The 17,879-nt window shown below is 70.6% G+C and carries 12 protein-coding genes; 7 read left to right on the top strand and 5 right to left on the bottom strand.

Features of this window, described 5'->3' with window-relative positions; translation table 11 throughout:
- Positions 1–125: 125 nt before the first annotated feature.
- The gene (locus tag ACH4U8_RS05780; protein WP_360307976.1) at positions 126–1,592 is read right to left on the bottom strand and encodes an aldehyde dehydrogenase family protein; all 1,467 of its coding nucleotides are present in this window, start codon (positions 1,590–1,592) and stop codon (positions 126–128) included.
- 264 nt (positions 1,593–1,856) lie between these two features.
- On the opposite strand from ACH4U8_RS05780, the gene mfd reads away from it, so the two are divergent.
- From mfd to ACH4U8_RS05765, 3 genes are all read left to right on the top strand, one after another.
- On the top strand, positions 1,857–5,414 hold the full coding sequence (gene mfd, locus ACH4U8_RS05775) for a transcription-repair coupling factor (protein ID WP_379992173.1): 3,558 nt from the start codon (positions 1,857–1,859) through the stop codon (positions 5,412–5,414).
- 263 nt (positions 5,415–5,677) lie between these two features.
- Positions 5,678–6,325, top strand: coding sequence for a SurA N-terminal domain-containing protein (locus ACH4U8_RS05770; protein ID WP_360307982.1), 648 nt, complete (start codon positions 5,678–5,680; stop codon positions 6,323–6,325).
- Between the two features lie 21 nt (positions 6,326–6,346).
- Complete coding sequence (locus ACH4U8_RS05765) at positions 6,347–7,399, top strand: MazG family protein (RefSeq protein WP_395775901.1); 1,053 nt, start codon at positions 6,347–6,349, stop codon at positions 7,397–7,399.
- 72 nt (positions 7,400–7,471) lie between these two features.
- On the opposite strand, the gene ACH4U8_RS05760 is transcribed toward ACH4U8_RS05765, so the two are convergent.
- The 4 genes from ACH4U8_RS05760 to sdhC are packed head-to-tail and all read right to left on the bottom strand — an operon-like array spanning position 7,472 to position 10,864.
- A complete protein-coding gene (locus tag ACH4U8_RS05760) occupies positions 7,472–8,254 on the bottom strand; it encodes a succinate dehydrogenase iron-sulfur subunit (protein WP_026219069.1) in 783 nt (260 codons plus the stop codon).
- Positions 8,251–10,008: a succinate dehydrogenase flavoprotein subunit gene (gene sdhA / locus ACH4U8_RS05755; RefSeq protein ID WP_360307988.1), complete on the bottom strand. Its 1,758-nt coding sequence runs from the start codon at positions 10,006–10,008 to the stop codon at positions 8,251–8,253. Before sdhA ends, ACH4U8_RS05760 begins: the two co-directional genes overlap by 4 nt.
- A gap of 27 nt (positions 10,009–10,035) precedes the next feature.
- Complete coding sequence (locus ACH4U8_RS05750) at positions 10,036–10,482, bottom strand: succinate dehydrogenase hydrophobic membrane anchor subunit (protein WP_379990804.1); 447 nt, start codon at positions 10,480–10,482, stop codon at positions 10,036–10,038.
- 1 nt (position 10,483) lies between these two features.
- Complete coding sequence (gene sdhC / locus ACH4U8_RS05745) at positions 10,484–10,864, bottom strand: succinate dehydrogenase, cytochrome b556 subunit (protein WP_360307991.1); 381 nt, start codon at positions 10,862–10,864, stop codon at positions 10,484–10,486.
- 395 nt (positions 10,865–11,259) lie between these two features.
- On the opposite strand from sdhC, the gene ACH4U8_RS05740 reads away from it, so the two are divergent.
- The 4 genes from ACH4U8_RS05740 (at position 11,260) to ACH4U8_RS05725 (ending at position 17,771) form a co-directional block, all read left to right on the top strand.
- Positions 11,260–13,167 (top strand): methylmalonyl-CoA mutase subunit beta, encoded by a 1,908-nt coding sequence (locus tag ACH4U8_RS05740; protein ID WP_395775900.1) that lies wholly within the window; start codon positions 11,260–11,262, stop codon positions 13,165–13,167.
- The gene (scpA, locus tag ACH4U8_RS05735; protein ID WP_360307997.1) at positions 13,164–15,380 is read left to right on the top strand and encodes a methylmalonyl-CoA mutase; all 2,217 of its coding nucleotides are present in this window, start codon (positions 13,164–13,166) and stop codon (positions 15,378–15,380) included. The genes ACH4U8_RS05740 and scpA overlap by 4 nt, the downstream gene beginning before the upstream one ends.
- Positions 15,380–16,378 (top strand): methylmalonyl Co-A mutase-associated GTPase MeaB, encoded by a 999-nt coding sequence (meaB, locus tag ACH4U8_RS05730; protein ID WP_360308000.1) that lies wholly within the window; start codon positions 15,380–15,382, stop codon positions 16,376–16,378. Before scpA ends, meaB begins: the two co-directional genes overlap by 1 nt.
- 163 nt (positions 16,379–16,541) lie before the next feature.
- Positions 16,542–17,771: an amidohydrolase gene (locus tag ACH4U8_RS05725; protein ID WP_360308003.1), complete on the top strand. Its 1,230-nt coding sequence runs from the start codon at positions 16,542–16,544 to the stop codon at positions 17,769–17,771.
- Positions 17,772–17,879 lie beyond the last annotated feature (108 nt).

Below are 17,879 nucleotides of genomic sequence, written 5' to 3'. Positions count from 1 at the left end.
CCTCAGGCTAGGGGGACAATCGCACCGGCACGCGGAAAACCGGCGAACCCGAGGCGACCCGGGCCCGAACATGCGAACGGCCCCGGGGAAGGATCCCGGGGCCGTTCGCGGTCGTGGCGAGCAGGTCAGGCGCTGGGCCAGACGATGCTCTGGATCTCGCTGTAGGCGGCCAACCCGTACGAGCCGCCGTCCCGGCCGACGCCGGACTGCTTGAAGCCGCCGAACGGCGCCTCCATGTTGCGACCCACGGTGTTCACCCCGACACCGCCCGAGCGCAGCCGGCGCGCGATGGTGTAGGCACGCGTGGTGTCGCCCGCGAACACGTAGGAGATCAGCCCGTAGTCCGAGTCGTTGGCGATCCGGATCGCCTCCTCCTCGTCCCCGTCGAACGGGATCACGGTGACCACCGGGCCGAAGAACTCCTCGCGCGCGATGGTCATCTCGTTGGTCGCGTCCGCGAACAGCGTGGGCGCGACGAAGAAGCCCTTGGCCAGGTCCGGCCGCTCGCCGCCGGTCACCAGGCGTGCCCCCTCCTCGCGGCCCTTGGCGATCAGCGCCTCCACCCGGCCGCGCTGCACCGCCGAGATGACCGGGGTGACCTGGGTCGCCGGGTCCAGCGGGCTGCCCACCTTCAGGCCGTTCGCGTGCTCGGCCAGCCGCTCCACCAGCCGGTCGTAGATGCCGCGCTGGGCGATCACCCGGGTCGGCGCGGTGCAGATCTGGCCCGCGTAGAAGCTCCACACCGTGCCGATGCCGTGCACGGCCGCGTCCAGGTCCGCGTCGTCGAGCACGATGCACGCGCCCTTGCCGCCGAGCTCCATCAACTGGCGCTTGAAGGTGCGGCCCGCCACCTCCGCGATGCGCGAGCCGATCAACGTCGAGCCGGTGAAGCTGATCATGTCCACGTACGGCGAGGCCACCGTCGCCTCGGAGACGTCCACCCCCGAGCCGGTGATGATGTTCAGCACGCCGCGCGGCAGCCCGGCCTCCTCCAGCGCCTGGGCCATCCGGTAGACCGCCAGCGGGTCCTGCGGCGCGGGCTTGACCACGACCGTGTTGCCCATCGCCAGCGCCGGCGCGACCTTGCCCGCGGTGTTGGCCAGCGGGTTGTTGTACGAGGTGATGCAGGTGACCACGCCGACCGGCTGGCGCACCTCCAGCGCACCGAAGATGCCCGCCTTGCTCAGCGCGGTCTCCGGGACGGCCTGCGGGGGAAGCGGGGTCTCGGTCGGCTCCAGGGCGCCCTTGGCGTAGCGCTTGAAGCGCGAGTACGTGGTGCCCAACTGCATCATGCCCGCGACCCCGAGGGTCGCCCCGGTCTCCGCGGCGGCCAGCGGGACCACCTCGGCGCCCATCTTCAGGAACAGATCCGCGGCCCGGTCCAGGATGCCCGCGCGCTCCTCGGGCGTGGTCCGCGACCAGGTGCCGAACGCCTCGGCCGCCGCCGCGGCGGCCGCGTTCGCCTGTTCCACGGACGCCTCGGGCGCCAGGCCCACGACCTCCTCGGTCGCCGGATTGATCACCTCGTAGTGACCGCGGTCCGGCTCGACCCACTCGCCGCCGATGTAGAGCTTTTGCTGCGCGCTGCTCATGGTGTCCGTCGTCTCCCCTGCTCCAGCCGCCGCCCCGGACTCCCGACGGCCCGTCGAAAATCCGACGACCCGTCAGATTCCTGTTCGCAGGCCATTGGACCCCCTAACAGTCGCATTGCCAAGGGGGAGAGGTAGGCGGTACTGGTCACAGTCACACGTTGTCATCGCGGGCGGCACCGACCCCTTCGGGCGTAGGGTTGACGGGGAACCCCGGTCCTTTTCCAAGGTCGGGGCCGTTCGCGTTGCGGAGGATCCAACCGGCCCATGAGTCTGACCGGTCTGCTAGACATCGTCGTCCAGGACCCCGCCGTCGCCGAGGCGGTGCGGGCCGCGTCCGAGGGCCGCGGTACCGCCCTCGACCTCGTCGGACCACCGGCACTGCGCCCGTTCGTGGTGGCCGCCATCGCGGCCCGCGCGGACCGCCCGGTGCTCGCGGTCACCGCCACCACCCGTGAGTGCGAGGACCTGGTGGCCGCGCTCGGGTCGCTGCTGCCCGAGGACTCCGTCGTGGAATACCCCTCGTGGGAGACGCTGCCGCACGAGCGGCTCTCCCCGCGCTCGGACACCGTCGGGCGCCGACTCGCGGTGCTGCGCAGACTCGCGCACCCGACCTCCGGCGGCCTCGCCGACGCCGGCACCGGCACCCTCAAGGTCGTCGTCGCCCCGATTCGCAGTGTGCTGCAACCCCAGGTCAAGGGGCTCGGCGACCTGGAGCCGGTGGCGCTGACCGCCGGGCAGGACATCGCCCTGGAGACCGTCGTCGAGCAACTCGCGGCCGCCGCCTACTCCCGGGTCGACCTGGTGGAGAAGCGCGGCGAATTCGCGGTGCGCGGCGGCATCCTGGACGTCTTCCCGCCGACCGAGGAGCACCCGCTCCGGGTCGAGTTCTGGGGCGACCAGGTCGAGGAGATCCGCTGGTTCAAGGTCGCCGACCAGCGCTCCCTGGAGACCGCCGAGCACGGCCTGTGGGCACCGCCCTGCCGCGAGCTGCTGCTCACCGACCCGGTCCGCGAACGGGCCCGCGAGCTGCTCGTGGAGCACCCCGGGCTGGTCGAGATGCTCGGCCGGATCGCCGAGGGCATCGCGGTCGAGGGCATGGAGTCGCTCGCGCCCGCCCTGGTGGACGACATGGAGCTGCTCCTGGACGTGCTGCCGGCCGGGAGCCACGTGCTGGTCTGCGACCCGGAACGGGTACGTACCCGCTCGGCGGACCTGGTGGCCACCAGCCGCGAGTTCCTGGACGCCTCCTGGGCCGCGGCGGCGGGCGGCGGGGAGAGCCCGATCGACCTGGGCGCCGCGTCGTTGTGGAGCCTGGCCGACGTGCGCGAGCACGCCGCCGAGATCGGCGTGCCGTGGTGGTCGCTCAGCCCGTTCAGCGCGGACGCCGACGACACCGGCACCGCGATCGGCGCGGTCGAGGTCGAGGCGTACCGCGGCGACGCCCAGCGGGTGCTGGCCGAGATCAAGGGCCGGCTCGCCGAGGACTGGCGCGTGGTGCTGGTCACCGAGGGCCACGGCCCGGCCGCCCGATTCGTCGAGACGTTGTCCGGCGAGGGCGTGGCCGCCCGCCTGGACGCCGACCTGGACCGGGTGCCGGACACCGGCGTCGTACACGTGACCACCGGCTGTATCGGCCACGGCTTCGGCTCCGAATCGCTGCGCACCCTCGTGCTCACCGAGGAGGACGTCTCCGGCCAGCGCACCTCCACCAAGGACATGCGCCGGCTGCCGAGTCGACGGCGCAACATGGTCGACCCGCTCCAGCTCAAGCCCGGCGACTTCGTCGTGCACGAGTCGCACGGCGTCGGCCGCTACGTCGAGATGCTCCAGCGCACCGTGCAGGGCGCGCAGCGCGAGTACCTGGTCCTGGAGTACGCGCCCGCCAAGCGCGGCCAACCGGGCGACCGCCTGTTCGTACCCACCGACCAACTCGAACAGGTGACCAAGTACGTCGGTGGCGAGAGCCCGTCGCTGCACCGGCTCGGCGGCGCCGACTGGGCCAAGACCAAGGCCAAGGCGAAGAAGGCGATCAAGGAGATCGCCGGCGACCTGATCAAGCTCTACTCCGCCCGGATGGCCGCGCCCGGACACGCGTTCGGCCCGGACACCCCGTGGCAGCGCGAGCTGGAGGACGCATTCCCCTACATCGAGACGCCCGACCAGCTCTCCTCGATCGAGGAGGTCAAGGGCGACATGGAGAAGGCGATCCCGATGGATCGGCTGATCTGTGGCGACGTGGGCTACGGCAAGACCGAGATCGCCGTGCGCGCGGCGTTCAAGGCGGTCCAGGACGGCAAGCAGGTGGCCGTCCTGGTGCCCACCACGCTGCTGGTCCAGCAACACTTCTCCACCTTCTCCGAGCGCTACGCGCAGTTCCCGGTCGTGGTGAAGTCGTTGTCCCGGTTCCAGACCGAGACCGAGGCCAAGGCGGTCCTGGAGGGCCTGCGCGAGGGCTCGATCGACATCGTGATCGGCACCCACCGACTGTTCTCGGCCGAGACGAAGTTCAAGGACCTGGGCCTGGTCATCGTCGACGAGGAACAGCGCTTCGGCGTCGAGCACAAGGAGCAGCTCAAGAAGCTGCGCGCGAACGTGGACGTGCTGACCATGTCCGCGACCCCGATCCCGCGCACCCTGGAGATGGCGGTCACCGGCATCCGCGAGATGTCCACGATCACCACCCCGCCGGAGGAGCGGCACCCGGTGCTGACCTTCGTCGGCCCGTACGAGGAGAAGCAGATCGGCGCCGCGATCCGGCGCGAACTGCTGCGCGAGGGCCAGGTCTTCTACATCCACAACCGGGTCGAGTCGATCGATCGCACGGCCGCCAAGATCCGCGAACTGGTGCCCGAGGCCCGGGTGGCGATCGCCCACGGCCAGATGCACGAGAACGCGCTCGAACAGGTGGTCGTGGACTTCTGGGAGAAGGAGTTCGACGTCCTGGTCTGCACCACGATCGTCGAATCCGGCATCGACATCTCCAACGCGAACACGCTGATCGTCGAGCGGGCCGACAACTTCGGCCTGTCCCAGCTCCACCAGCTCCGCGGTCGGGTCGGCCGCGGCCGCGAACGCGCGTACGCGTACTTCCTGTACCCGCCGGAGAAGCCGCTGACCGAGACCGCGCACGAGCGGCTCGCCACCATCGCCCAGCACACCGAGATGGGCGCGGGCATGTTCGTGGCGATGAAGGACCTGGAGATCCGCGGCGCGGGCAACCTGCTCGGCGGCGAGCAGTCCGGGCACATCGCGGGCGTCGGGTTCGACCTCTACGTGCGCATGGTGGGCGAGGCGGTCAACCAGTACAAGGAACTCGCGGCGGGCGGCGAGGCCGGTGAGGAGATCTCGGAGATCCGGGTCGAACTGCCCATCGACGCGCACGTCCCGCACGACTACGTGCCCGGCGAACGGCTGCGCCTGGAGGCGTATCGGCGGATCGCGGCGATCACCTGCGAGTCGGACATCGACGCGGTGCGGGCCGAACTGGTGGACCGCTACGGACCCTTGCCGCAGCCGGTGGAGAACCTGCTGGAAGTGGCCCGGTTCCGGGCGCACGTGCGCGGGGCGGGCCTGGCCGACGTCACCCTCCAGGGCAACTTCGTCCGGTTCGGACCGGTCGACCTGCGCGAGTCGCAACAACTGCGGCTCCAGCGGCTCTACCCGAAGACCCTGGTCAAGGCGCCCACTCGGCAGATCCTGGTGCCCAAGCCGATGACCGCCCGGATCGGCGGCCGGCCGCTGCGCGACGTCGCGTTGTTGGCCTGGGCGCGCGACCTGGTGGACGCGATCCTGCTGGAGCCGATCGCCGCGGCGACGAAGTAGCGGCAGCTCCCGGGCGGTGCGGTCGGCCGCCCGGGACCTGCCGCGAGTCGCCGGCCGGCCCGGATGATCTTGGCGAATGTGCGGACTTCGGGCGTGCCCACCCGTATCTTTGATCGTTGGTCATGGGTCGCACGCCTGCCGTGGCCGACAGTCGTACCGCCGTACAGCGCCATCGAGCCCCGGGAGTTCGTGTGAGTCGCACGTCGCGTTCAGTCCCTGTCGATTCCGCGCGCCGCCGGCGGCGATCCGCGTCCCGGGCCCGGGTGGCCGCGGTGGGCCTGGTGCTGGTCACCGGATTCGCGCTCGCCGGCTGCTCGGAGTCCAAGGCCGGTGCCGCCGCCGTGGTCGGCAAGGACCGGATCGAGATCTCCACCCTGAACGCCAAGGTCGACAAGCTGGAGCAGGCGTTCTCCCGGCAGAACCTGCCGCTGGCCGGCGCGAACGCCCAACTGGAGGCCAACCAGGCCGAGTTGGTGCAGCTCATCCAGCGCCGCGTGGTCGACGAGGCGGCCCGGCGCAACCACAGCACGGTGAACGCGACCCAGGTGCTCCAGGCCCGTCGCAGCCTGGAGAAGCGGCTCGGCAGCCCGGAGGCACTCCAGGTCCGGCTGCTCCAGACCGGCGTGCTGCCCGGCGAGGTCGACGACTTCATCCGGACCGAGGCGCTCAAGTCCGAGATCGCCAAGGCCCGCGGCATCACCCTCGGCACGGCCGAGGGCCAAGAGCAACTGAACGCCTACCTGAGCGACGTGGCGAGCTCGATGAAGATCACCGTGAACCCCAGGTACGGCTCCTGGAACTCGGCGAAGCTGACCACCACGCCCGCCGCCTACTCGTGGCTCGCCCCGGGCACCCAGCCCGCGGGCGCGGGCCTGGTGGAGGTCCCGCCCGGCGCGGAGAGCGGCACCTGAGTCGGACCGTAGGCTGGCCGGGTGAGTGACTCGCCTGCTTCCGCGCCGCCCGCCCGTCTCGTCCTGCTCGCCGGGACCCATCGGGTCGCCCCCGGTCTGCTGAGCTGGCCCGCGTGGCACACGCTGCGCGAGGCGGCCGGCACCCCGACCGGGTGTGTGCTGACCGCGGACGCCGACCACCCGCAACTGCCGTATCTGCGCGAGGCCGGTGTCGAGGTCGAGATTGTCGACCTCGACACCGGCCCGGGCGCGCTCGCCCGCCGGTTGCTGGAGCGGGCCCGGACCGGCTTGGTGGTGTGGCTCGCGGCCACCGACGACGACCCGGGCCTGGGCCCGGCACTGGCCCGGGTCGCGGCGGGCGATCAGGACACCGAGCCGATCCCGGAGATCGAACTGCTGCCCGGCGCGTGGGACCTGCCGGGCGCGCGGCTGCTCGACCTGGTCGCGGTGATGGACCGGCTGCGCTCGCCCGGCGGTTGCCCGTGGGACGCCGAGCAGACCCACGAGTCGCTCGCCCGGTACCTGGTCGAGGAGACCTACGAACTGGTCGACGCGATCGACTCGGGGGATCGTGAGCACCTGCGCGAGGAACTCGGCGACGTGCTGATGCAGGTGTTCTTCCACGCCCGGGTGGCCGAGGAGGACGAGGCCGACCCGTTCTCGATCGACGACGTGGCCGGCGGCATCGTGGACAAGCTGATCAGCCGCCACCCGCACGTGTTCGCCGATGTCGAGGCGGATACGCCGGAGGCGGTCGAGGCCAACTGGGACGCGCTCAAGGCGGCGGAGAAGAGCGACCGGGACTCGGCGCTGGACGGCGTGGCGGCGAGCCAACCCGCGCTCGCGCTCGCGGCGAAGTACCTGTCCCGGACCCGCAAAGCGGGCCTGACCGTGCCCACGCCCGAACTGCCGACGGCCTTCGCGGACGACGCCTACACCGGCCCCGAGGCGATCGGCGACCTGCTGCTCGCCGTCACCGAACTGGCCGCCCGCCGGGGCGTCGACGCCGAGATCGCGCTGCGTGCCGCGACCCTGCGCCACGGCGACCGGGTACGCGCGGCCGAAGCGCGCTAGCCGAAACGCGCCGGCCGGAAACGCACGAGGGCCCGGGACCACACGGTCCCGGGCCCTCCTCGCGTCAATCGATCACACGCGGCGGAAGATCAGCGCGCGCTTGACCTCCTGGATCGCCTTGGTGACCTCGATGCCACGCGGGCACGCCTCGGTGCAGTTGAAGGTCGTCCGGCAACGCCACACGCCCTCCTTCTCGTTCAGGATCTCCAGGCGCTCCTCGGCGCCCTCGTCCCGCGAGTCGAAGATGAACCGGTGCGCGTTGACGATCGCGGCCGGGCCGAAGTACTGCCCGTCGCTCCAGAACACCGGGCACGACGTGGTGCACGCCGCGCACAGGATGCACTTGGTGGTGTCGTCGAACCTCTCCCGGTCCTCGGGCGACTGCAGACGCTCGCGCGTCGGCTCGTTGCCCGACGTGATCAGGAACGGCATCACGTCCTTGTACGCCTGCATGAACGGATCCATGTCGACGACGAGGTCCTTCTCCAGCTTCAGACCCTTGATCGCCTCGACCGTGATCGGCTTGGCCATGTCCAGGTCCTTGACCAGGGTCTTGCAGGCCAGCCGGTTGCGGCCGTTGATCCGCATCGCGTCCGAGCCGCAGATCCCGTGCGCGCAGGAGCGCCGGAAGGTCAGCGAGCCGTCCTGCTCCGCCTTGATCTTCATCATCGCGGTCAGGATGCGCTCGGTCGGGTCCGCCTCGACCTTGAAGTCCTGCCAGTACGGCTCCGCGTCGGTCTCCGGGTTGAACCGGCGAATCCGCAGCGTGATCGTGATCAGGGTGTGGTCACGCTCGGCGGCCGTGGCTCCGTGCCCCTTGCCGGGCGCGGTCTCTTCCACTACGGCAGTCATCAGTACTTACGCTCCATCGGCTGGTAGCGGGTGACCACGACCGGCTTGTAGCCCAGGCGGATCGAGTGCTCGCCCTTCGCGTCGACCTCGCGGTACGCCATCGTGTGCTTCATGTAGTTCTCGTCGTCGCGCGCCTGGTAGTCCTCGCGGGCGTGCCCGCCGCGGGACTCCTTGCGGTTCTGCGCGCCCACGACCAGGACCTCGGCGAGGTCGAGCAGGAAGCCCAGCTCGATCGCCTCGAGCAGGTCGGTGTTGTACCGCTTGCCCTTGTCCTGGATGGAGACGTCCAGGTAGCGCTTCTGCAGGCCCTTGATGTCGGAGAGCGCCTGCTTGAGCGTCTCCTCGGTGCGGTAGACGCCGGCGTTGGCGTCCATCGTCTCCTGCATCTCGGCACGGATCGCGCCGACCCGCTCGGTGCCCGCGCTGTCGCGCAGCCGCTCGATCAGCTCGACCACCGTGGCCTCGGGGGCCTCGGGCAGCTCGACGAAGTCGTGCGACGTGGCGTACTCGGCGGCGGCGATGCCGGCCCGCCGACCGAACACGTTGATGTCGAGCAGCGAGTTGGTGCCCAGCCGGTTGGAGCCGTGCACGGACACGCAGGCGACCTCGCCGGCCGCGTACAGGCCGGGCACCACCGTGGTGTTGTCGGAGAGCACCTCGGCCTCGACGTTGGTCGGGATGCCGCCCATCGCGTAGTGCGCGGTGGGGTACACCGGGACCAGCTCGGTGGTCGGCTCGACGCCCAGGTAGGTGCGCGCGAACTCGGTGATGTCGGGCAGCTTCTCCTCGATCTGCTCCGCCGGCAGGTGGGTCAGGTCGAGGTAGACGTAGTCCTTGTTGGGACCCGCGCCGCGGCCTTCGAGCACCTCCAGGACCATCGAACGCGCGACGATGTCACGCGGCGCGAGGTCCTTGATGGTCGGCGCGTAGCGCTCCATGAAGCGCTCGCCGTCCGCGTTGCGCAGGATGCCACCCTCGCCGCGGGCACCCTCGGTGAGCAGGATGCCCAGGCCCGCGAGACCGGTGGGGTGGAACTGGTAGAACTCCATGTCCTCCAGCGGCAGTCCCCGGCGCCACGCGATGCCCATGCCGTCGCCGGTGAGGGTGTGCGCGTTGGAGGTGGTCTTGAAGACCTTGCCGAAGCCACCGGTCGCGAAGATCACCGACTTGGCCTGGAAGACGTGGATCTCGCCGGTGGCCAGCTCGTAGGCGACGACGCCCGAGGTGGTCTTGTTGCCCGCCTCGTCCTCGGCCAGGAGCAGGTCGAGCACGTAGAACTCGTTGTAGAACTCGACGTTCTGCTTGACGCAGTTCTGGAACAGCGTCTGCAGGATCATGTGGCCGGTGCGGTCCGCCGCGTAGCAGGAGCGGCGCACCGCCGCCTTGCCGTGGTCGCGGGTGTGTCCACCGAAGCGGCGCTGGTCGATCCGGCCCTCGGGGGTCCGGGAGAAGGGGAGGCCCATCTTCTCCAGGTCCAGGACGGCGTCGATCGCCTCCTTGCACATGATCTCTGCGGCGTCCTGGTCGGTGAGGTAGTCACCACCCTTGACCGTGTCGAACGTGTGCCACTCCCAGTTGTCCTCCTCGACGTTCGCCAGGGCGGCACACATGCCGCCCTGGGCGGCGCCGGTGTGCGAACGCGTGGGATACAGCTTGGTCAGTACGGCGGTACGGCTGCGCTTGCTCGACTCCAGGGCCGCGCGCATGCCGGCGCCGCCCGCGCCGACGATGACGGTGTCGTACTTGTGGGTCTGCATGATGCTCGTTCAGTCCTCGGGTACTGGTCAGCTACCGATGTTCGGGTCGAAGGTGAAGATCACCAAGGTCCCCAGGAAAAGCACGATCAGCGCGGACGTGTAGAGCAGCGCCTTGAGCCAGAACCGGGTCTGGTCCCGCTCCGCGTAGTCGTTGATGATCGTGCGCAGACCGTTGACACCGTGCAGCTCGGCGAGCCACAGCATGATGAGGTCCCACGACTGCCAGAACGGCGACGCCCAGCGGCCCGCGACGAACGCGAATCCGATCTTGGTCACACCGCCGTCCAGGACGAGCTGAATGATCAGGTGGCCGATCACCAGGACGACCAGGAGCACACCGGACAGCCGCATGAACAGCCAGCCGTAGAGCTCGAAGTTGGTCTTGGTCGAACGCGGTGAACGCTTGCTGCGCGGAGACTCGATCGCCGGGCCGCCGCCGTGGATCTTGGGCGCGTTTTCGATGGTGGCGGACACTTCAGCTCCCGAAGATGGTCTTGATCGAGTGCTGCAGGATCGGGTAGGCACTCCCGGCCATCAGCACGACCCAGACGCCGACGACAGTCCAGAGCATCTGCTTCTGGTAGCGCGGGCCCTTCTCCCAGAAGTCCACCGCGATGATCCGCAGACCATTGAGCGCGTGGAACAGGATGGCCGCGACGAGCCCGTACTCGAGCAGGTTGACGAACGGGTTCTTATAGATCTCGATCGTCTCGTCGTACGCCTCGGGCGATACACGAACGAGTGCGGTGTCGAGGACGTGCGCGAACAGGAAGAAGAAGATGAGGACGCCGGTGACTCGATGAGCCACCCAGGACCACATGCCTTCCCGGCCGCGGTAGAGCGTTCCAGCCGGCACGGAAACTACCCTCCGGGTGCGGTACATGGGGGGACGCGGCCGGCTGGGAGGGTGTCCGCAATCCGTGTCGGACCCTCTGGTTGTCGGTCGGCCCGGCCGGGTATCGGTCGCCCGGCCCCGGCCATGGTAGCCACCGATCAGGGGCCCCCTTGTGGCAGGGCGCGCGATGTGATCCATTCCGCATCGTGGAGTGGAACCATCCGGGTGACCCGGACGTCACGGGTCACGAAATGCTGACGCCCCGTCAGCGCCCGTACGGGTGAAAGCGCCACGCTTGCGGACGAAAGATCAGGGCAAGCGTGAAGGCCCAGGTCACAGAGGTGACCGGCGGGTAGGGCCGGCATCACATCGGCAGTGCGTATTCAACGGCCCCGTCGGTCCCTACGATGCGACCCATGACGGAGGCTACTGTCGATGGCGGCACGTCTACCGGGTCCACCTTCGCGAGCCAGTTCCCGCAGCCCACGCGGGACCAATGGCAGCGCCTCGTGGCCGGCGTGCTCCGCAAATCGAAGGTGCTGGGCGAGAGTGACGCGCCCGAGCGCCCCGAAGACCTGCTCGCGACCACTACCTATGACGGCATCACGCTGTCCCCGCTGTACACGGAGGCCGCCGCCCGGCCGGGCCTGCCCGGGCTGAGCCCGTTCGTCCGGGGCGCGCGCGCCGCCGGACACGCCGCGGAGGGTTGGGACGTGCGCCAGTTGCACGCCGACACCGACCCGGCCCGGGCCAACGAGAGCGTGCTGGCCGATCTGGAGAACGGGGTCACCTCCGTCTTCCTTCAGGTGGGCGAGGGCGCACTGGCGCCCGCCGACCTGGCCCGCGCGCTCGACGGCGTGCTGCTCGACCTGGCGCCGGTGGCCCTGACCACCGGCGCCGATTTCGTTGCGGCCGCCGACGCGCTGCTCGCGGTGTTCCGCGCGAGCGGCGTCGCCCCCGGGGAGGTACGCGGCAACCTGGGCGCCGACCCGATCTCGCAGCACGCGCGCACCGGGGCGGGCGCCGACCCGGCCGCCGCCGCCGCGCTCGCGGCCCGGGCGCACGCGGAGTTCCCGGGCCTGCAGGCCATCGTCGTGGACGGGCAGCCGTACCACGAGGCGGGTGGCTCGGAGGGCCAGGAACTGGGCGCGGCCACCGCCGCCGGCGTCGCCTACCTGCGCGCGCTGACCGAGGCCGGACTCGACGTGGACACCGCGCTGAGCCTGGTCGAGTTCCGTTTCGCGGCCACCGCGGAGCAGTTCCCGACCATCGCCAAGCTGCGTGCCGCCCGCCGGTTGTGGGCCCGCGTCGCCCAGGCGTCCGGTGCCGCCCCGACGGCCGGCGCCCAGCGCCAACACGCGCTCACCTCGTGGGCGATGACCACCCGGCGTGATCCGTGGGTCAACATGCTGCGCACCACGGTCGCCTCCTTCGCGGCCGGCGTCGGCGGCGCCGACGCGGTCACCGTGCGCGCCTTCGACGCCGCGATCGGCCGGTCCGACCCGTTCTCCCGGCGGATAGCCCGCAACACGCAGGCGCTGCTCCTGGAGGAGTCGCACCTCGCGCAGGTGATCGACCCGGCCGGCGGCTCGTGGTTCGTCGAACAGCTCACCGACGACCTCGCGCGCACCGGTTGGGCGTTCTTCCAGGAGATCGAGCGTCGCGGCGGGATCGTCGCAGTACTGGACTCGGGCTGGCTCGCCGAGCAACTGGCCGAGGTCCGCGCCAAGCGGGACAGGGACATCGCCGATCGCACCGACCCGATCACCGGCGTCAGCGAGTTCCCCAACCTGACCGAGGCACCGGTCGTCCGCGAACCGGCGCCCGAGGTGCCGGTCTCCGCCGCCGGTCTGCCCCGGGTGCGCTATGCCCAGGCGTACGAGTCGCTGCGCGATCGTTCGGACGCGCTGCTCGCCGCGACCGGTGCCCGCCCGAGCGTGTTCCTGGCCACCCTGGGCCCGCTCGCGCAGTACACCGCACGGGCCGGCTTCACCGCCAACCTGTTCGCCGCCGGCGGCATCGCCGCCGTCGAAGCGGGCGGTACCGAGGTGGACGAGGGCGCGATCGAGCAGATCCTGGAGCGCTGGACGACGGCCGGCCGGCCGGCGACCGTGGTGCTCACCTCCTCGGAGAAGATCTACGCCGCCCTGGCGGCACCGACCGCCGCGGCGCTGCGTGCGGCCGGCGCCCGCCGGATCCTGCTCGCGGGCCAAAAGGCGCACGGAGCGGACCTGGACGGGTACGTGTACACCGGGTGCGACGCGCTCGCCGTCCTGCACGCCACCTACGAGACCGCGGCGGAATCCCCGGAGGGGGCGAAATGAGCATTCCCGACTTCACCCAGGTCGAGCTCGACGCGCCCGCGTCCGGCGACCTCGACGCGTGGCGGGACGCCGTGCGCGAGGAGACCGGCAAGGACGCGGACGCGCTGACGCACGACACCCCCGAGGGCATCCCGCTCAAGGCGCTGTACACCGAGGAGGACCTGGAAGGGCTCGACTTCCTGGGCACCTACCCGGGCATCACGCCGTTCCTGCGCGGTCCGTACCCGACGATGTACGTCAACCAGCCGTGGACGATCCGCCAGTACGCGGGCTTCTCCACCGCCGAGGAGTCGAACGCCTTCTACCGGCGCAACCTGGCGGCCGGTCAGAAGGGCCTGTCGATCGCGTTCGACCTGGCCACCCACCGCGGCTACGACTCGGACCACCCGCGGGTGACCGGCGACGTGGGCATGGCGGGCGTCGCGATCGACTCGATCTACGACATGCGCCAGCTCTTCGACGGCATCCCGCTGGACCGGATGTCGGTCTCGATGACGATGAACGGCGCGGTACTGCCGGTGCTCGCGCTCTACATCGTCGCGGCGGAGGAGCAGGGGGTGGCACCGGAACACCTGACGGGGACGATCCAAAACGACGTCCTCAAGGAGTTCATGGTCCGCAACACCTACATCTATCCGCCCAAGCCCTCGATGTCGATCATCTCCGACATCTTCGCGTACACCTCGCAGAAGATGCCGAAGTTCAACTCGATCTCGATCTCCGGCTACCACATCCAGGAGGCCGGGGCCACGGCCGACCTGGAGTTGGCGTACACGCTCGCGGACGGCATCGAGTACCTGCGCGCCGGGGTCGAGGCGGGCCTGGACATCGACGCGTTCGCGCCGCGCCTGTCGTTCTTCTGGGCGATCGGGATGAACTTCTTCATGGAGGTCGCCAAGCTGCGCGCCGCGCGCCTGCTGTGGGCCGACATCGTCAAGTCGTTCGGCGCGAAGAACCCCAAGTCCTTCTCGCTGCGCACGCACTCGCAGACCTCGGGCTGGTCGTTGACCGCGCAGGACGTGTTCAACAACGTGGTGCGCACCTGCCTGGAGGCGATGGCCTCGACCCAGGGGCACACCCAGTCGCTGCACACCAACGCGCTGGACGAGGCGCTCGCGCTGCCGACCGACTTCTCCGCCCGGATCGCGCGCAACACCCAGTTGTTGCTCCAGCAGGAGTCGGGCACGTGCGACGTGATCGACCCGTGGGGTGGTTCGGCCTACATAGAGCGGCTCACCCACGACCTCGCGGTGCGGGCCCGGGAGCACATCGCCGAGGCCGAGCGGGCCGGCGGCATGGCGTCGGCGATCGCCGAGGGTCTGCCCAAGCTGCGGATCGAGGAGGCGGCGGCGCGCACCCAGGCCCGGATCGACTCGGGCCGGCAGTCGGTGATCGGCGTGAACAAGTACCTGGTCGCCAGCGACGAGGCGATCGACGTGCTCAAGATCGACAACAAGGCGGTCCGCGAGGGGCAGTTGGACAAGCTGCGCCGGTTGCGCGAGGAGCGCGACGACGACGCGGTGCGTCGTGCGCTGGCCGCGCTGTCCGGCGCGGCGCAGGCCGACGTCGAGGGCACCCGGCCGCGCGACCTGGAGCACAACCTGCTCGCGCTCGCGGTGGACGCCGCCCGGGCCAAGGCCACGGTCGGCGAGATCTCCGACGCGCTGGAGTCGGCGTACGGCCGCCACCAGGCGCAGATCCGTACGCTGACCGGGGTCTACCGGGAAGAGGTGGGCATGTCGCCGAACGTGGAGACGGCCCGCTCGCTGGTCGCCCGGTTCGAGGAACTGGAGGGCCGCCGGCCGCGCGTCCTGGTGGCCAAGATGGGCCAGGACGGGCACGACCGGGGGCAGAAGGTGATCGCCACCGCGTTCGCCGACCTCGGCTTCGACGTGGACGTGGGCGCGCTGTTCCAGACGCCGGGCGAGGTGGCCCGGCAGGCGGTCGAGGCGGACGTGCACGTGGTCGGGGTGTCCTCGCTCGCGGCCGGTCACCTCACCCTGGTGCCCGCGTTGCGGCAGGAACTGGCCGCGCTGGACGCCGAGGAGATCATGGTCGTGGTCGGCGGGGTGATTCCGCCCGCCGACGTGCAGCCACTGCTGGAGATGGGCGCCGCGGCGGTCTTCCCGCCCGGCACGGTGATCGCCGATGCCGCGGTGGACCTGCTCAGGGGCCTGTACAGGCAGTTGGACCACGAGCTGCCGGTCGACTGATGGCACGGGTGATCGACGTCGGCGCGTACGCCGAAGGCGTGCTCGCGGGCAACCGGACGATCCTGGCCCGGGCGGTCACGCTGGTCGAGTCCACTCGGGCCGACCACCGCGACCTCGCGCAGGAGTTGCTGGTCAAGCTGTTGCCGCACGCCGGCGGTGCCCACCGGGTGGGCATCACCGGCGTGCCCGGTGTGGGCAAGTCCACGTTCATCGAGACGCTTGGCACCCGGCTGACCGGCGCGGGACACCGGGTGGCGGTGCTCGCGGTGGACCCGTCCTCGTCCCGGCACGGCGGCAGCATCCTGGGCGACAAGACCCGGATGGGCCGGCTCGCCGTGGACGACAACGCCTTCGTGCGCCCCTCGCCGACCGCCGGCACGCTGGGCGGCGTCGCGCGCGCCACCCGCGAGTCGATCGTGTTGATGGAGGCGGCCGGCTACGACGTGGTGCTGGTGGAGACGGTCGGCGTGGGCCAGTCCGAGACCACGGTGGCGAACATGGTCGACTGCTTCCTGTTCCTGACCCTCGCGCGCACCGGCGACCAGCTCCAGGGCATCAAGAAGGGCGTCCTGGAGCTGGCCGACGTGGTCGCGGTGAACAAGGCGGACGGCGATTTCGCCCTCGCGGCCCGCCGGGCGGCCCGCGAACTGGCGGGCGCGCTGCGGCTGATGCGCCGGGCGGGGGAGTCGTGGACAACGCCCGTGCTGACCTGTTCCGGGCTGTCCGGCGAGGGCCTGGACGAGGTCTGGGAGACCATCCTCAAACACCGGCAGACCCTGGAGGCGACCGGCGAGTCGGCCGAACTTCGACGCCGACAGCAGGTCGACTGGACGTGGGCGACGGTCTACGACTCGCTGTTGGCGGAGTTGCGCGGACACCCCGCGGTACGGGCTATCGTGCCCGACCTCGAACGCGACGTCCGGGACGGCAATCTCACCGCGACGCTTGCCGCGTCTCGCATCCTGGACGCGTTCCATGGGCGGCAAGGGCAGTCCTGATCAATGGGGCGCTTGGTTGATACGTGGTCGAGCGCCCGAAAGTCGGCCATTGCGGGAACGAGCACACAGTCATACCCCTACCGGCCGTAGCGCATGCGCCGGGGGGAGGCTTTTTTCTCACCCGAACGGGGGTAATTCGCTCCCTACCACGTCGCGAAGACCGATGCAACGTAGTCTTTCGTGGGTGAGCGAATCCCTCCCCGCCCAGGCCGCCGCCAAAGCCGCTGCTTTCGCCGACGAGCTGGTCGCCTTTCGACGCGACCTGCACATGCACCCAGAGCTGGGTCGGGAGGAGTTCCGTACCACCGGACTCATCCGGGAACGGCTGGTCCGCGCGGGCCTGCACCCGCGACTACTGCCCGGGACGGGCCTGGTCTGCGACATCAGACCCGAGCGGGCGTCGCCCGCCGGCCGAGGCGCCGGGGACGACCTGATCGCCTTCCGCGGCGACATCGACGCGCTGCCGGTGGACGACGTCAAAGACGTGCCCTATCGCTCGACCGTGCCCGGTCGCGCGCACGCGTGCGGGCACGACGTGCACACCTCGATCGTGCTGGGCACGGCCCTGGTATTGGCCGAATTCGCTCGCGAGGGCCTGCTGACCCGGCCGGTCCGGCTGATCTTCCAGCCCGCCGAGGAGAAGTTGCCCGGCGGCGCGCTGGACGTGATCAAGGCGGGCGGCCTGGCGGGCGTCGGGGAGATCCACGCGATCCACTGCGACCCCAAGGTCGAGGTCGGCCGGGTCGGGCTGCGCTCCGGCGCGATCACCTCGGCCTGCGACCGCGTGGTGATCATGCTCACCGGCGCGGGCGGCCACACCGCCCGCCCGCATCGCACCACCGACCTGGTCACCGCGTTGGCCAAGGTCGCCGCCGAGCTGCCCTCGGCGTTCTCCCGCCGGATCGACCCGCGCTCGGGCGCCAGCCTGGTGTGGGGGCGGATCCAGTCCGGCTCCGCGCCGAACGTGATCCCGCAGTACGGCGAGCTGGAGGGCACGCTGCGCTGCCTGGATCTGGAGGCGTGGCGGCAGGCCCCGGACCTGATGCACGAGCTGGTGGACTCGATCGCCTCGACCTACGGCGCCAAGTGGGAGCTCGAACACCACCGGGGCGTGCCGCCGGTGGTCAACGACCCGGATGCGGTCGACGCGATGCGCACGGTCGCCACCGGCGTGCTGGGCGCGAGTGCGGTCGAGGGCACCGAGCAGAGCCTGGGCGGCGAGGACTTCTCGTGGTTCCTGGACCAGGTCCCCGGCGAGCTCACCCGGCTCGGTGTGCGACCCGTCGGACACCCCGTATACGACTTGCACCAGGGGCAGTTCGACGTCGACGAGCGGGCGATCGGGATCGGCGTCGAACTGTTCGCCGGGCTGGCGCTGCGGCCCGTTCGCTGACCCCGGTCGGGCTCGGTATGCGCGGTGCGGGCGGGAGTGCCGAGATGGGACGTATGCGGAACTGTTAACCACCGCGACCCCGGTCCCCGTTCCTCCCACGTTCGTAAG

This window comes from Embleya sp. NPDC020886, assembly GCF_044333915.1.
In the GTDB taxonomy this organism is placed as follows: Bacteria; Actinomycetota; Actinomycetes; order Streptomycetales; family Streptomycetaceae; genus Embleya.
Note: the sequence above shows the minus strand (reverse complement) of the source record. Positions and strands in the feature narration are given on the sequence as shown.

Coding starts and splice junctions, on each gene's coding strand:
- ACH4U8_RS05780 (WP_360307976.1), bottom strand. CDS start 1,592: ATGAGCAGCGCGCAGCAAAAGCTCTACATCGGCGGCGAGTGGGTCGAG.
- mfd (WP_379992173.1), top strand. CDS start 1,857: ATGAGTCTGACCGGTCTGCTAGACATCGTCGTCCAGGACCCCGCCGTC.
- sdhA (WP_360307988.1), bottom strand. CDS start 10,008: ATGCAGACCCACAAGTACGACACCGTCATCGTCGGCGCGGGCGGCGCC.
- ACH4U8_RS05740 (WP_395775900.1), top strand. CDS start 11,260: ATGACGGAGGCTACTGTCGATGGCGGCACGTCTACCGGGTCCACCTTC.
- scpA (WP_360307997.1), top strand. CDS start 13,164: ATGAGCATTCCCGACTTCACCCAGGTCGAGCTCGACGCGCCCGCGTCC.
- meaB (WP_360308000.1), top strand. CDS start 15,380: ATGGCACGGGTGATCGACGTCGGCGCGTACGCCGAAGGCGTGCTCGCG.
- ACH4U8_RS05725 (WP_360308003.1), top strand. CDS start 16,542: ATGCAACGTAGTCTTTCGTGGGTGAGCGAATCCCTCCCCGCCCAGGCC.